Below are 13,845 nucleotides of genomic sequence, written 5' to 3'. Positions count from 1 at the left end.
TAGCTTCCAGAGTTTAAAAAAGGGTCAGGGCTTAAGGCGATAACCGGTACGGAAAATCCAACCAATCGCGACCAAGCAAGCCACGAGAAACAGCGTAATCATGCCCACACTGGCCGCCAAACTAACGTCGCTGATACCGTAAAAACTCCAGCGAAAGCCGCTCACCAGGTACACCACCGGATTTGCCAAGGTAACCGTTTGCCAAAACGGCGGCAGCATATCGATAGAGTAGAAGCTGCCACCTAAAAAGGTCAGCGGGGTAATCACCAACAACGGCACCAGCTGCAGCCGGTCAAAGCCATCGGCCCAAATACCGATGATAAAACCGAGTAGGCTAAAGGTGACGGCGGTTAGCACCAGGAACGTTAGCATCCAAAACGGATGGGCGATTTCCAGCGGTACAAACAAGCCTGAGGTAGCCAATATAATCAGCCCCAACAGAATCGATTTCGAGGCCGCCGCCCCTACGTAGCCAATCACAATCTCTAAATGCGAGATAGGCGCCGACAGCAGCTCGTAAATACTGCCCGAAAACTTGGGAAAGAAAATCCCAAACGAGGCGTTTGAGACGCTTTGGGTGAGCAGCATCAGCATAATCAGCCCCGGCACAATAAAGGCACCGTAGCTGACGCCGTTGATCTCGCTAATACGCGAACCAATGGCGGCACCAAAAACGACAAAGTAGAGCGAGGTAGAGATAACCGGCGAAACAATACTCTGCAATAGCGTGCGGCGCGTACGCGCCATCTCCGCCATATAAATAGCGCGAATAGGATGAAGGTTCATGCGCGCTCCTTAACCAGGTCGACGAAAATATCTTCAAGCGAGCTTTGCCGAGTATTGAGATCTTTGAAGGTAATCTCCTCTCGCTCTAGTGCTGTCAACAGCTCGGAAATACCGTGGCCATCCTCATCCTGACTGCCATCGTAGGTATAGATCAGCTCATACCCTTCAGCGGCCAGGCTTAGCTCAAAGCGCTGCAGATTAGCAGGCATATCCGTTAGCGGGCTGTGCAAATTCAGGGTTAGCTGTTTGCTGCCAAGCTTGCTCATCAACGCGGCTTTTTCTTCCACCAGCACCAGCTCACCGCGATTGATAACGCCGATACGGTCGGCCATTTCTTCGGCTTCTTCGATGTAGTGGGTGGTCAAAATAATCGTCACGCCGTTATCGCGCAGTTGACGCACGACTTCCCACATCTCCCGGCGCAGCTCAACGTCGACCCCAGCAGTGGGCTCATCCAGAAACAGTATGCGCGGCTCGTGGGAGAGCGCTTTGGCGATTAACACGCGGCGCTTCATACCGCCGGAGAGCGTCATGAGTCGGTTGTTGCGCTTATCCCAAAGCGCCAACGACTTGAGCACTTTTTCGATATGCTCAGGATTGGGCGCTTTGCCAAACAAGCCACGACTGAAACTGACGGTGTTCCAGACGGTTTCAAACGCTTCGTTGGTTAACTCTTGGGGCACTAGCCCAATGCGCTCGCGGGCCTGGCGAAAGTGGGTAATATTATCAAACCCGTCGACCAGCACATGGCCAGCGGTGGGGTTAACCAAGCCGCATACCACACTGATCAGCGTGGTTTTACCTGCCCCGTTGGGGCCAAGCAAAGCAAATATCTCGCCACGTTGAATGGTTAAATCAATATGAGTTAACGCCTGAAAGCCACCCTCGTAGGTTTTGTTCAGGCCGTTAATGGTAATAATCGGGTCGTTCAAGGCGTACTCCTCACGCCGCGGTCAAGTGACCGCGACGCTTGACGGCCTTTTAGGCGCAATTAAGAGCGGTTGGTTAGGACACGGTTGGTGGTAACGTTAAGTGCGTTCGGTAATTTCCAACAGGTGGTAGCCAAACTGAGTTTTCACCGGGCCGTGTACTTGGCCTACTTCGTCGTTAAAGACGACTTTATCGAACTCGGGCACCATTTGACCGGGGCCAAAGCTGCCAAGGTCGCCGCCTTGACGGCTGGAGGGGCAGCTGGAGTGCTCTTTAGCGACTTCGGCAAAGTCACGGCCGTTTTGGATCTCTTCTTTCAGTGCTAGGCACTGCTCTTCACTGCTGACCAAAATGTGGCGGGCGCTGGCGCGTGTCATAGATTACTCCTAACTAATTATGTTCTGAGGGGTCATTCGGGGCAGTAGTTTACCACGGCTTACCCAGGGCGCCGCTATAGCGCAATGCCTCACCCACACTGGCCAAGGCGCGTTCGTGAGCGCTTACCGCCTCTGGCCCGCGAGTACAGGTAACGATGACCCACGGCCCTTGTGTTGCAGTCTCCGCGTTGGCACGCTCTGCTATACCAGCATCGCAACTGCGCCGCTGCTGAGTACCGGTTTTATGGGCGAAGCTTATGCCGCTTCCCAGGCCCGCTTTAAGGCGACGCTTGCCGGAACTGGTTCGCTGCATAACCGCTAACAGCGTTTGCCGCTGCTCGTCATCTAAATCGCCCATGGCACCTCTTTGTTGAACAGGGTGCAGACTGGCGAGCAGGTCGCCAAAGGCGCTTAGGGTGCCCACGTTTTCGCCTGTGGCTTCGTAAGCATCAAACGCATGGTCGTAATCAGGCTGGGTGAAGGATTCCATGCTAACGCCTAGCGTGCGGGCTAATGCCTGTCCTCGCTGGCTAACCGGGTGCTGACGCAGGGCGATAAAATCCATTCCACCAAGCTCACGCGCATCGGGGTGCAGCTCGCCGTAAACCCCTTGGCGTACACCGACCAGTTTAGAGATAGGGCCAATCTCGCCAGGATTACCGCCGCTTGCCGCAATCATCACATGAGCGCGTTGGTTTACCGCCTCAAGCCCCACGCGATCAATCAGCATATCGGTAGCGGTGTTGTCGCTGACGGTAATCATCTGCTCCATTAAGTAGCGGATCGAGATAGGCGTACCGGGGTCGTGCCAGTTGGTGGGCCCTGCGCCATCGACAAAGTCACTCCGCGTAAGCGTTAACCGCTCATCCAGAGAGAGCCTGCCTGCCTGACGCTCGGCGAGCACCTGTGCCGCCACCGGTATTTTAATCAGCGAGGCTAAGTACCAAGGGTCGTCGGCACGCCAGGAGTAGGCTTCACCACTGACGAGGTTTTGTACATAAACGCCCAACTGACCCTCAAAAACACCTTCAATGGCCTTTAAGCGGGCGGTTAAATCGCCCTGCCAGACGCTCTTCTTATCTACCTCATAGTACCAATTTGTATCGTACCCGTTGGCATTAGCAGGGAGCGCGACAAGCAGCGCTACTGCAACCAATCCACATTGTATCCAGTGTCGCAAATCGTAACTCCAGCAGTTATTAATCGCTTTTAACGGTATTTAGCCATCCAACGAGTCAACCAAATCCACCCCGCGGCGCCAAGTATCAACAACCCACCCACGCCAAGTGCCTGTGGATAGCTGTACATTCCCTGGCCTTCCCATAGAAAGCGCAGCACTAAGAAGATCATCACAATATGGAAAATAAACGCCATAAGGGCGTTAGAGCCAACAATCGTCAGCGGCATTAAAGCCTTTGCCGCTTTGGTGCCGCCAGCAAGCGCGGCGGCTAATAGCACCAGCGCGCCGCCCAGACTAAACAGCATAAACTCAAGCCCTGGCGGATGTTTGCCAACATTTTTCGCCACCGCCAGCATCGCCGCATGCACATCGCCACTGGCAACTGCCAAGCCATAAAATCCGGCGATCATTAGTGCACCCAGCCCTAGTAGGGTCAACACCAGCCGCCGTCGTGCAGCAGGCTCAAAGTAGCAGCGTAGCAAGGCTTCGCCGATCAAAAGGCCCACTAGAATCATGGGTGCGCGGCTTATCTGCCCCCAGGTGTAGTGGTTTTCATGGTCTACCAGCAGTGCCTTCAGAATATCGTTGCCGCCAAAGGTAAGGCTTTGCAGCCAAACAGTCAGCGCGGTTAACACGCCAATCGAGGCTAGTCGGCTCCACAGCGGCGCCCGCGCCCATAGCGGCAGAATCAGCGGCACCCATAACAGCGCGATGGCGTAGAAGCCTAAGATTTCGACCCAAATCGCAAAACGGCCATAGAGAAGCGCATCGACGATCTCGCTTGGCGTGTTGAACGGTAGCATCTCGATGATCAACAGGGCTTTGTACCAGAACCACACTTCTACGGCGCGCAGCCACAGCTTTAACCGGCGTTTAGGCCAATCATCGCTTTGGGTATGGGAGAGAAACGCCACAGCTAGCGCGATGCCAAACACCAGAATAAACAGCGAAGAGGAGAATTTGGTCAGAAAATGGATCGGCACCATGCCCCAATCAGGGACGTTGCGAATACCCACCAATCCACTGACCGCATGGCTTATGATCATCAAACCAATGGCTAGGCCACGAGCTAAATCAATCGCCTCTATGCGGCCTTCGGCCTTGGGCAGATGGGGCTTGTCTGTCCATTTCAAGGGCATCCATTTCAAGGGCATCCAATTCAGGAGCATCGAAAAATCCTTGTTGGGGGCAAGGATCAAATCATCACGCAAATCGATGGGTTACGCCATAGCGGCCGTCCCCTAAGCCCATCCCCCATCCACCGCTAACGCCTGCCCGGTGATCGCTTGGCTTTCAGAACTGGCTAAGAACAGCACGGCGGGGGCAATATGCTGGGCTTCCAAGCGCATTTTTAGGCACTGGCGTTGTTGAATGGCGACTTCGTCCTCGGGACTAATCCATTTTTCGAGCTGGCGCTCGGTCATCACCGAACCGGGTACCAGGGTATTTACGCGGATGTTGTACTCACCCAGCTCCCGGGCCAGGCTGCGGGTCAGGCCGTGGGCCGCCGCTTTGGCGGTGACATAAGCGGGTAACCCACCCAGCGCCATCTGCACGCTGACCGAGCCAAAATTGATAATCGATCCCCCGCCTGCCTCGATCATCTGTTCAGCCGCCGCCTGGGCGGCAAAGAACATCGGCCGCAGGTTGAGCGACATACGTTCGTCCCAATAGGCCACATCCACCTCCCGCCAGTCGTGTCGGTCGTCGCTGGCGGCATTGTTGACCAGGGTGTGAATAGGCCCGACGTTTTGGCCGGTATCGGCGATAACCTTCTGCAGGCTGGCCACGTCGCGGATGTCGCAGTGGTGGTAACGCGGTGCCACGCCGGTATCGGCGCGGAGTTCATCGACCAATGCTTCGCTGGCGGTGTCATTAATATCGACGAACACCACCCGAGCGTCCTGATAATGAAACGCGCGAGTCAGCGAAGCCCCAATGCCGCTGCCGCCGCCGGTAATAAAGACCACTCGCTGCTCTAGGCTCGCGTATCGCGCTAATTGTTGATTCATATTCGATTCCTACGCCGCTTTATTGTTATTCAAGAACCCCATCTGCCTCGGCTAAACGTCCACCCACTGCCCACCGGCAGCGGACGAAGCCAGCGCGCGGGTGATAAACCTCAGGCCGTCAACGCCGTCGGCCACCCCCGGCGTTGGCACAGCGAGCGCATCTACGTTTCCAGCGTTTTGATGGGCGCGGATCTGCACCGCGAAATCGCGGTAGAGCTGGGCAAAGGCTTCGAGATAGCCTTCTGGATGCCCCGCGGGAATGCGCGCTGCTGCCATCGCAGCTTCACCTATACCCGGGCCATTGCGGGTTAAAATCCGCGACGGCTCGCCCAGCGGTGAATGCACCAATTGGTTGGGGGACTCCTGGCGCCAAGAGAGACCACCCTGGCTACCGTAAACACGTAGCTGCAGGCCGTTTTCGTTACCCGGCGCCACCTGGCTCGACCACAGCATGCCCCGTGCACCGCCTTTGAAGCGCAGCAGCATATGCACGTTGTCATCCAGCGCTCGGCCGTCCACAAAGGTGTGCATATCGGCGGCGAGCGACTCAAGCTCCAATCCGGTCACATAGCGCGCCAGATGATAGGCGTGGGTGCCAATATCTCCCAAACAGCCCGCCGGGCCGCTGCGTTTGGGGTCAGTGCGCCACTCGGCCTGCTTCACACCGCTCTCTTCCAGCCGGGTGGAGAGCCAGTCCTGCGGGTACTCCACCTGCACCACACGCAGCTCGCCAAGCTCGCCATTGGCCACCATTTCTCGCGCCTGGCGAACCAGAGAGTAGCCGGAGTAGTTATGGGTTAAACCGAAGAACAGCCCCGTGCGTTCCACCAGCTCGGCAAGGGTTTGCGCCTCTTCCAGGGTGATCGTCATCGGCTTATCACAGATCACGTGAAAGCCCGCTTCAAGAAAGGTGCGCGCCGCATCGAAATGCACATGATTGGGAGTGACAATAGCGACCACATCAATGGCATCTGACCGCTTGCGCTCCGCCTCAGCCATGGTTTGGTAGTCGGGGTAGGCGCGATCGGCAGCCACGTGTAGTTCCGCCGCGGCGGCCCGGCTGCGCTCAGGGTCTGAAGCAAAGGCCCCGGCCACCAGCTCGTAGTGGTCATCCAACCGGGCGGCGATGCGGTGCACCCCGCCAATAAACGCGCCCTGGCCGCCGCCCACCATGCCCAGGCGGAGCCGACGCGGGGTGTCGTGTTGAGTGTTCATGTCGCGTTGTCCTGTCGTCTAATGGAGGTCCGTTCTTAAAGACCCAGAATGCGGCGGTTGGCGGCCTCGTCAGAGCCACCGTCGGCAAAGTCGTCAAATGCCCGCTCGGTCACCTCAATAATGTGGTCGCGAATAAAAGTTGCGCCTTCACGGGCACCGACTTCCGGGTGCTTTAAGCAGCACTCCCACTCCAGCACCGCCCAACCGTGGTAGTCGTTGGCCGCCATCCAGGAGAAAATCGACTTGAAGTCGATCTGGCCATCGCCCAGGGAGCGGAAGCGTCCCGCGCGCTCCGTCCATGACTGATAGCCCGAGTAAACGCCCTGCTTGGGGCTGGGATTAAACTCCGCGTCCTTAACGTGGAACATTTGAATGTGGTCGCGATAGACGTCCAGAAAGCCGCGGTAGTCGAGCTGCTGCAGAATCAGGTGGCTGGGGTCGTAGAGGATGTGGCAGCGCGGATGGTGGCCAACCCGCTCCAGGAACATCTCGAAGGTGATGCCGTCGTGGAGGTCTTCGCCGGGATGAATCTCGTAGCAGAGGTTCACCCCCGCTTCGTCAAAGGCGTCCAAAATCGGCCGCCAGCGTTTGGCCAGTTCGTCAAAGGCGGTGTCGATCAAGCCCGTCGGGCGCTGGGGCCAGGGGTAGATAAATGGCCACGCCAGCGACCCGGAAAAAGTACCATGATCGGTAAGGCCCAGGTTTTGCGACGCCTTGGCGGCCAGCTTAAGCTGATCCACCGCCCACTCCTGGCGCGCCTTGGGGTTACCGCGAACCTCAGGAACCGCGAAGCCATCGAACATCTCGTCGTAAACCGGATGCACCGCGACTAACTGGCCCTGCAGGTGGGTGGAGAGTTCGGTAAGCGCCAAGCCGTGTTCGGCCAGGGTGCCCTTAATCTCATCGCAATACGTGGCGCTCTCGGCGGCACGTTTTAAATCGATCATGCGCGCATCCCAACTGGGGATCTGCACGCCCTGATAGCCAAGCCCCGCTGCCCAGGCAGCAATGCTGTCGAGGCTATTAAACGGGGCTTCGTCACCGGCGAATTGGGCGAGAAAGAGCGCTGGCCCTTTGATTGTGTTCATAGGACTCTCTCACTAAAGCATTGATTAATTGCGTAGATAGGCGCGGGTGGGAGGATTCCTTTTTACCCGCGTCTATTTATTAGTACTTGTTATCAGTACGCGATCAGACCGTGTTTAGAACGGCGAGTCGGGGAAGTAGTACTGCTCGGCGTTCTCTTGGGTGATCAGCGGCGAGCCCAGAATGTACTCGCCCAGCACCGGGCCGTTGGAGACAAAGTGCTGCACGGTCAGATCCATAGCGGTGGCGATCATGGCGGGCGGATATAACACGTCTACCGGCACCAGCTCGTCGCCGTCCATTACTCGCTTGATGATGTCCTTCATGCCTGCGCCGCCGACGATAAACAGCTCGTCTTCACGATCGGCCTGACGCACCGCTTCGATGACGCCGAGGGCGATGTCGTCATCCTGGGCCCATACGGCGTCGATTTTGTCGAAGCGCGCCAGGTAGTCCTGCATCACTTCAAAGCCATCGTCGCGATTCCAGTTGGCGTGCTGCATATCGAGGATATTGACGTCGGAGCCTTCGATGGCTTCCTGGAAACCTTGCACCCGCTCGTCGTCAATCACGGTGGGTATGCCGCGCAGCACCACAATGTCGCCTTCACCATCCAGGCGCTCACGGATGTACTCGCCAGATACGCGACCTAATTCGTGGTTGTTACCTGCTACGTAGAGATCCTCGATGCCTTCTTGATTAAGACCACGATCCACCACGGTGACAAATACACCCGAGTCTTTCACACGGCGCACAGGATCCGTCAGTGGGCCAGACTCAAACGGCAGCACCACCAGCGCATCGATATTGCGCAGCGATACCAGGTCTTCCAGGTCATTGGCCTGCTCACCGGCTGTACCCGCGGTGGAGATGGTGATTTCAATATCGGGATAGAGCGCTTCGAGGCGTTTTTTGGCCTCTTCGGCGTGGTAGTTAACCCCGCCTGTCCAGCCATGGGTGGCGGCGGGAATGGATACACCAATGGTGTACTCCTGGGCAACAGCGGCGCTTGAAAACCCTACTGCTGTCGTGAGTGCTGCCGTGGCGGCAAAAGTCGCCACTGCTGTTTTGATGGTTGGCATGTTAATGCTCCTTTCGTGTTTGTATTTGTTATGTTGCCGTCGCTTGTATGGGTTGATGACTACCCTTTCTTCCATTCTTGTCTTCCGTTCTGGCCTCCTTTGACCCTATGGCGCTGTTTTCCTCCATGAGGCACGCTGTAGGTAGACCGCCACAATGATGATGATCCCCTGCACCGTTCCGTTGAGATAATTAGAGATGGCGTCGGTCAAATTGAGAATATTGCCGATCATAGTGAGCATGATGGCGCCCACCACCGTGCCCCAGATGCGCCCATGGCCGCCCTTGAGCATGGTGCCACCGATGATCACCGCGGCAATCGCCTCCAACTCCCAGAGCACCCCGGTAGCCCCCGAGGCAGAGCCCAGTCTCGGCACATAAATAATCGTCGCCAAGGCCACACACACGCCTTGCAGCATGTAGGTCATGGTCTTGATACGATCCACGTGAATGGCGCTGTATTCGGCGACTTTTTCATTGGAGCCGATGGCAAAGCAGTAACGTCCGAAGCGGGTGTAGTTAAGCAGGATGTAGCCAATAACGGCGACCGCCAGAAACACCCAGACCGGAATGGTGATGCCCAGAAAGCTGCCGTAATAGACCGGGCGATAGATATCGCGCACCGCCCAATCCAGGGTCAGGGTGCCGCCATCGGCCAGATAAGTGACCAGAGAGCGGTAAATCCCCATGGTGCCGAGGGTGACGATAAAGGCTTCGATTTTACCTTTGGTGGTGACCATGCCGTTAATAAAGCCAGCGCACAGCCCGAGCAGCAGTGAGGCGCCCACGCCGAGCAGCACGGTGGTTAGCCCCGCGCCAAATTGCTCGACAAGGCTATTCATCAGAATGATCATCACCCCGGCAATAAAGGCCGCCATTGCCCCGACCGAAAGATCCAACCCACCGGCGGTAATCACAAAGGTAGCGCCGATGGCGATAATGCCGATAAAGGCGCTGCGGGTGAGCATATTCGAGAGGTTATCCAGCCCCAAAAAGGCCGGATTGATCAGCACCCCCAGTAGTGCCAGCACCAGCAGAGCGATGAAAGGCCCCCAGGTTTTGAGGTCTATAGAGAAGCCCTTTGGCCGGGTGGTTGTGTTAGCTGCTTTGTTAGTCGTTTTGTTATTAGCCATAACGCTGCTCATCGACCCCTACTCCCTTAATGCCGGATGCGTACTGCATAATTTCGTGCTCATTAATCTGCTCTCCTTCAAGCACCCCAGTGAGTACGCCTGCGCACATGACCGCTACCCGGTGAGAAAGGCCGATCAGCTCGCCCATTTCTGATGAGATCAATATCACCGAGCAACCCGCTTCGGTAAGCTCATGGATAAAGTGATAGATCTGGTGCTTGGTGCCTACATCAATACCGCGAGTCGGCTCGTTGATAATCACGACTTCGGGGTCGATGGACATTACCTTGGCGAGCAGCAGCTTCTGCTGGTTGCCGCCGGAAAGCTCCGCGGCAGTGCGTGCCGCCGTACGCAGGCGGATATCAAAACGCTGAATGGCCTGCTGGTAGGCTTGCTCTTCGCGGCGGCGGTCAATCAGCGGGTGACAGTGAGCGCGTAAATTGAGCAGGGTAACGTTGGAGCGCAGATCCATATTGAGCACCAGACCTTTGCCTTTACGGTCTTCCGTTAGGTAGGCAATCCGCTGGTGCACCGCATCGCGCAAATTTTTCAACAGCACCGGCTGGCCGTTGCGTAGCACTTGGCCAGCACTTTTACCGCGCAAGCCCAGCACTGCTTCGATCAGCGCGGTGCGACCGGCGCCAACGATGCCGCCAAACCCCAATACTTCGCCCCGGCGCAGGGTAAAGCTGGCCTGCTTGACCGCGCCAGGCACCACCATGTCCCGCGCTTCCAGCACTACCGGCGCATCAGCCGCCAAATGCGTACGCGGCGGATACATCTCGTCAATTTCCCGGCCCACCATCAGCCGTGCCAGCTCCTCTTTGCTGCGCCCGGCCATTGGGCCGCTGTCAACCAAGTGGCCGTCGCGTAGTACCGTCACGCGGTCGGCAATCTGCTCAATTTCACGCAGCTTGTGGGAGATATACAGAATCGCCACGCCCCGCTGACGCAGGCGAGCGATCAGTTCGAACAGTACCTTGACTTCGTTTTCGGTAAGCGTGGCAGTGGGCTCATCCATAATCAGCACGCGTACATCGCGGGTGATTGCCTTGGCAATTTCCACCATTTGCTGATCAGAGGTGCTTAAGTCTTTTACTCGGGCGCGTGGGTCAACGTGGGTTTCAAGCTCCGCCAGCGCCGCCCGGCTTTGCTCCCGCATGGCACACCGATCCAAAAACGGCCCACGGCGCAGTTCGCGGCCCAAGAAAATGTTCTCTTCCGCACTCAGTTGTTCTGCCAACGCCAGTTCCTGGTGAATCATGACCACACCGTCGGCCTCTGCCTCGCCGCTTGAACGGTAATGCTGCTGCTTGCCGTTGAGCAACACTTCGCCCGAGGTAGGACGAAGATAACCAGCAAGGATTTTAACCAGGGTCGATTTACCGGCGCCGTTCTCACCCAGCAGAGCGTGTACTTCCCCCGCCTGCAGGTCGAGATCAACGTCGAATAACACCTGGTTTTCGCCGAAAGAGCGGCAGATTTGCCGCGCTGATAAGAGCATGAGCCACCTGTTTATTGCTGTTGTTATATGTGCAGGTCTTGCCAATATTGAATTTTTTGTAGCGTGCTGTTTTATTTACTTTAGGTACTAAAATAAATATTTGCATATGCAACTTAGGTCGCATTTTTCTCGTCGCGTAAACGCCCCACGATAAGTGCGCTCGACGAACAATCGTTAACAACCGCTTTCTAATTCATTGCTAATGGCGACTCTATGGCCCTTCCGTTCGGCGACTCCAGCCGCCACGAAAATACCCTGGCAGTGATTCATACCCTGCGCGAGAAAGGGTCAGTAGCACGCATCGACCTAGGAGCACTAAACGGCATCAGCTCTGCCACCGTGACCTCGATCAGCGCCGAGTTCCTCCAGCAAGGGTTGATCCGTGAATGCCCACCGGAAACACCTCGGCCCAACGGCCGAGGTCGACCAAAAACCTTGATCGAACTCAACCCGAATGCCGCCTGTGTGGTGTGTATCAAGCTGTCGATCAATGAGATCCAACTGGTAGTGGGCGATTTTTCAGGCCAAGTACGCCATAGCGAGCACCATGCGGTGCCCACCTTGGCATTGAGTGCCAACGACCTGGAAGTACTGCTGGAAGAAAAGATCAGCGCTATTTGCACTCAACAGTTGACGGGATTTCAACGCCTGGCGGGGATCTGTTTGGCGGTGCAGGGGGTGGTGTCGTCGCAAAGCGGCACGATTATCTGGTCGCCCGCGTTAAGCTTTCGTAACGCACCGATATCGGCGCGATTAGCGGAGCGTTTTCACTGCAGCGTATTACTGGAGAACGATGCCAACTGTATCGCCAGCGTGCTGGCAGCACAGCCCGCCTACGCTGACTGCCCCAACCTGGTGGTCATTATGTTGGGCTACGGCATCGGCATGTCGGTGTTGATTAACGGCGTGCCTTATCTGGGCGCCAATGGCTCCGCGGCCGAGTTTGGGCATAGCAAATATCAGCCCGACGGCGCCCTGTGCGCCTGCGGGCGGCGCGGCTGTATCGAAGCCTACGCCAGCGACTACGCGCTCTATCGCGCCGCCGCCAATCATCTAGAACTCCCCTCCGGCGACAGCGCGCACCCTTCCGAGAAGCAGATGCAGGCGCTAACCCAGCTGGCGTTACAAGGCGACCCAGTGGCTCAGGAAATCTACGCCGAGGCGGGTCGCGCCTTGGGCGTCGGTATCGCCAATGTGCTGGCGCTGTTCAACCCCGACCTGGTGCTGATTACCGGTTCCGGCGTGCGCGGCTTTGACGCCCTGCAGGCCGCCATGTATAGCACCCTTGATGAAGCTCTGGTGGCTGAACTGAAGGGCACTACCCGCATCGAAAGCTGTGCCTGGGATCGCGATATGACCTGCATGGGCGGGATCGCCATGACGTTGAATGCTACCGATGGCGAGACGCTGTTAGATAGCCAAACCGTCCGAGAAGCCTAGGCCAACCGATTAATAGCAGCGGAGGCCTGGCAGGGTGTTCAAGCAGTTAAGCATCGCATCGTCAATCGTGATAAACCACGCTGCGCCCTCCATCAATCGTTAAGCAGCTTGCGTTGATAAAGGGCGCCTCATCTGAAGCAAGAAAGACGGCTGTCATGGCCACTTCCTCGGGTTTGCCTAACCGACCAGGCGGCAGCAGTGCTTCGATGCGGGCCTTTGCCGTTGCGGGGTCATCAAAGGTCTGCCAATGCGCCTCTACCGCCGGGGTGGCGATATAGCCTGGCGCGATGGCATTAACCCGCACGCCACGGGAGGCATATTCGATACCGAGTGCCCGGGTCAAACCGATCAAGCCGTGCTTAGCGACCGGGTAGGGAAAACAGCCGGGAATAATTGAGAAGCTGTGGGTGGAGGCAATGTTAACAATGGCACCACCGCCCTGCTCCAGAAAATCAGGCAATACCGCCCGGCTGCAGTACCAGGCGCCTTCCAAATCCACCGATAAGCAGCGCTGCCAAGCCTCGTCCGGCATGGCAAGTGGCTCATGGAAAACATTCATCCCTGCGTTATTGATCAGTGTAGTCAAGGGCCCGGAGAGCTTACGAGCCCTTGCTACGGCGGCTTCCACCGCATATCGGTCAGCAATGTCAGCCACTACTGCTTGCGCCTGATGACCCTCGCCACGTAGCTGTGCCGCCAGCCGTTCAACGCTATCGCCGTCTCTATCCAGCAAGGCAACCTTGGCACCCTCACGGACGCAGGCCTCAGCAATGGCACGGCCAATACCGGTGGCTGCCCCTGTCACCAGAATATGCTTGTCGACCAATCGGGCGGTCATCACGCCTCCTTTTTAGCTAATCAGTGCGAGTGTCGCGGCACGTCAGCGCCCCGACAACCGACCAGGAAGTCGAAGTCGCAGCCTTCGTCCGCCTGGAGCACCCGGTCAATGTAGAGCTGGCGGTAGCCGCCCTGGCTGGCGATCAGCGTCGAGGCTGCGGTGGGGTCGCTTTCGGCTAGCCGCGAGGCCAGCTCTTCGTCGCTGATCTCCAGATGCAGTCGACCACTTTCGCAGTCGAGTTCGATCCAGTCACCGTTGCGAACG

At 57.1% G+C, this 13,845-nt stretch carries 13 protein-coding genes and 1 pseudogene; 1 reads left to right on the top strand and 13 read right to left on the bottom strand.

Annotated elements, in window-relative coordinates:
• Positions 1-24: 24 nt before the first annotated feature.
• The 11 genes from KUC_RS08880 to KUC_RS08830 form a co-directional block, all read right to left on the bottom strand.
• Complete coding sequence (locus tag KUC_RS08880) at positions 25-786, bottom strand: ABC transporter permease (protein WP_007112842.1); 762 nt, start codon at positions 784-786, stop codon at positions 25-27.
• Complete coding sequence (locus KUC_RS08875) at positions 783-1,718, bottom strand: ABC transporter ATP-binding protein (protein WP_007112841.1); 936 nt, start codon at positions 1,716-1,718, stop codon at positions 783-785. Before KUC_RS08875 ends, KUC_RS08880 begins: the two co-directional genes overlap by 4 nt.
• Before the next feature lie 96 nt (positions 1,719-1,814).
• Positions 1,815-2,093 (bottom strand): peptidylprolyl isomerase, encoded by a 279-nt coding sequence (locus KUC_RS08870; RefSeq protein ID WP_007112840.1) that lies wholly within the window; start codon positions 2,091-2,093, stop codon positions 1,815-1,817.
• Between the two features lie 49 nt (positions 2,094-2,142).
• A complete protein-coding gene (locus KUC_RS08865; protein WP_141243482.1) occupies positions 2,143-3,273 on the bottom strand; it encodes a serine hydrolase in 1,131 nt (376 codons plus the stop codon).
• Between the two features lie 29 nt (positions 3,274-3,302).
• Positions 3,303-4,427, bottom strand: coding sequence for an acyltransferase family protein (locus tag KUC_RS08860; RefSeq protein ID WP_040480448.1), 1,125 nt, complete (start codon positions 4,425-4,427; stop codon positions 3,303-3,305).
• An 87-nt stretch (positions 4,428-4,514) separates the two neighbouring features.
• Positions 4,515-5,285 (bottom strand): SDR family NAD(P)-dependent oxidoreductase, encoded by a 771-nt coding sequence (locus tag KUC_RS08855; protein ID WP_007112837.1) that lies wholly within the window; start codon positions 5,283-5,285, stop codon positions 4,515-4,517.
• 51 nt (positions 5,286-5,336) lie between these two features.
• Positions 5,337-6,500, bottom strand: a complete 1,164-nt coding sequence (locus KUC_RS08850; protein WP_040480014.1) for a Gfo/Idh/MocA family protein — start codon at positions 6,498-6,500, stop codon at positions 5,337-5,339.
• A 35-nt stretch (positions 6,501-6,535) separates the two neighbouring features.
• Complete coding sequence (locus KUC_RS08845) at positions 6,536-7,588, bottom strand: sugar phosphate isomerase/epimerase family protein (RefSeq protein ID WP_007112835.1); 1,053 nt, start codon at positions 7,586-7,588, stop codon at positions 6,536-6,538.
• Between the two features lie 114 nt (positions 7,589-7,702).
• Positions 7,703-8,668: an ABC transporter substrate-binding protein gene (locus tag KUC_RS08840; protein WP_007112834.1), complete on the bottom strand. Its 966-nt coding sequence runs from the start codon at positions 8,666-8,668 to the stop codon at positions 7,703-7,705.
• A gap of 105 nt (positions 8,669-8,773) precedes the next feature.
• A complete protein-coding gene (locus tag KUC_RS08835) occupies positions 8,774-9,799 on the bottom strand; it encodes an ABC transporter permease (RefSeq protein WP_007112833.1) in 1,026 nt (341 codons plus the stop codon).
• Complete coding sequence (locus KUC_RS08830; RefSeq protein ID WP_040480011.1) at positions 9,792-11,303, bottom strand: sugar ABC transporter ATP-binding protein; 1,512 nt, start codon at positions 11,301-11,303, stop codon at positions 9,792-9,794. Before KUC_RS08830 ends, KUC_RS08835 begins: the two co-directional genes overlap by 8 nt.
• Positions 11,304-11,516: 213 nt before the next feature.
• On the opposite strand from KUC_RS08830, the gene KUC_RS08825 reads away from it, so the two are divergent.
• Positions 11,517-12,743, top strand: a complete 1,227-nt coding sequence (locus tag KUC_RS08825) for an ROK family protein (protein ID WP_007112830.1) — start codon at positions 11,517-11,519, stop codon at positions 12,741-12,743.
• Positions 12,744-12,804: 61 nt separating this feature from the next.
• Here KUC_RS08825 and KUC_RS08820 read toward each other — a convergent pair whose 3' ends face one another.
• Positions 12,805-13,581, bottom strand: a complete 777-nt coding sequence (locus KUC_RS08820; protein ID WP_040480008.1) for an SDR family oxidoreductase — start codon at positions 13,579-13,581, stop codon at positions 12,805-12,807.
• Positions 13,582-13,601: 20 nt separating this feature from the next.
• Positions 13,602-13,845: pseudogene (locus KUC_RS20030) on the bottom strand (dihydroxy-acid dehydratase domain-containing protein); the annotation flags it as partial.

Origin of the sequence: Vreelandella boliviensis LC1 (genome assembly GCF_000236035.1) — a bacterium.
GTDB lineage: Bacteria > Pseudomonadota > Gammaproteobacteria > Pseudomonadales > Halomonadaceae > Vreelandella > Vreelandella boliviensis.
This window is presented reverse-complemented; position numbering and strand designations above follow the sequence as displayed.

Coding starts and splice junctions, on each gene's coding strand:
- KUC_RS08880 (WP_007112842.1), bottom strand. CDS start 786: ATGAACCTTCATCCTATTCGCGCTATTTATATGGCGGAGATGGCGCGT.
- KUC_RS08870 (WP_007112840.1), bottom strand. CDS start 2,093: ATGACACGCGCCAGCGCCCGCCACATTTTGGTCAGCAGTGAAGAGCAG.
- KUC_RS08860 (WP_040480448.1), bottom strand. CDS start 4,427: ATGCCCTTGAAATGGATGCCCTTGAAATGGACAGACAAGCCCCATCTG.
- KUC_RS08855 (WP_007112837.1), bottom strand. CDS start 5,285: ATGAATCAACAATTAGCGCGATACGCGAGCCTAGAGCAGCGAGTGGTC.
- KUC_RS08850 (WP_040480014.1), bottom strand. CDS start 6,500: ATGAACACTCAACACGACACCCCGCGTCGGCTCCGCCTGGGCATGGTG.
- KUC_RS08845 (WP_007112835.1), bottom strand. CDS start 7,588: ATGAACACAATCAAAGGGCCAGCGCTCTTTCTCGCCCAATTCGCCGGT.
- KUC_RS08840 (WP_007112834.1), bottom strand. CDS start 8,668: ATGCCAACCATCAAAACAGCAGTGGCGACTTTTGCCGCCACGGCAGCA.
- KUC_RS08835 (WP_007112833.1), bottom strand. CDS start 9,799: ATGGCTAATAACAAAACGACTAACAAAGCAGCTAACACAACCACCCGG.
- KUC_RS08830 (WP_040480011.1), bottom strand. CDS start 11,303: ATGCTCTTATCAGCGCGGCAAATCTGCCGCTCTTTCGGCGAAAACCAG.
- KUC_RS08825 (WP_007112830.1), top strand. CDS start 11,517: ATGGCCCTTCCGTTCGGCGACTCCAGCCGCCACGAAAATACCCTGGCA.
- KUC_RS08820 (WP_040480008.1), bottom strand. CDS start 13,581: ATGACCGCCCGATTGGTCGACAAGCATATTCTGGTGACAGGGGCAGCC.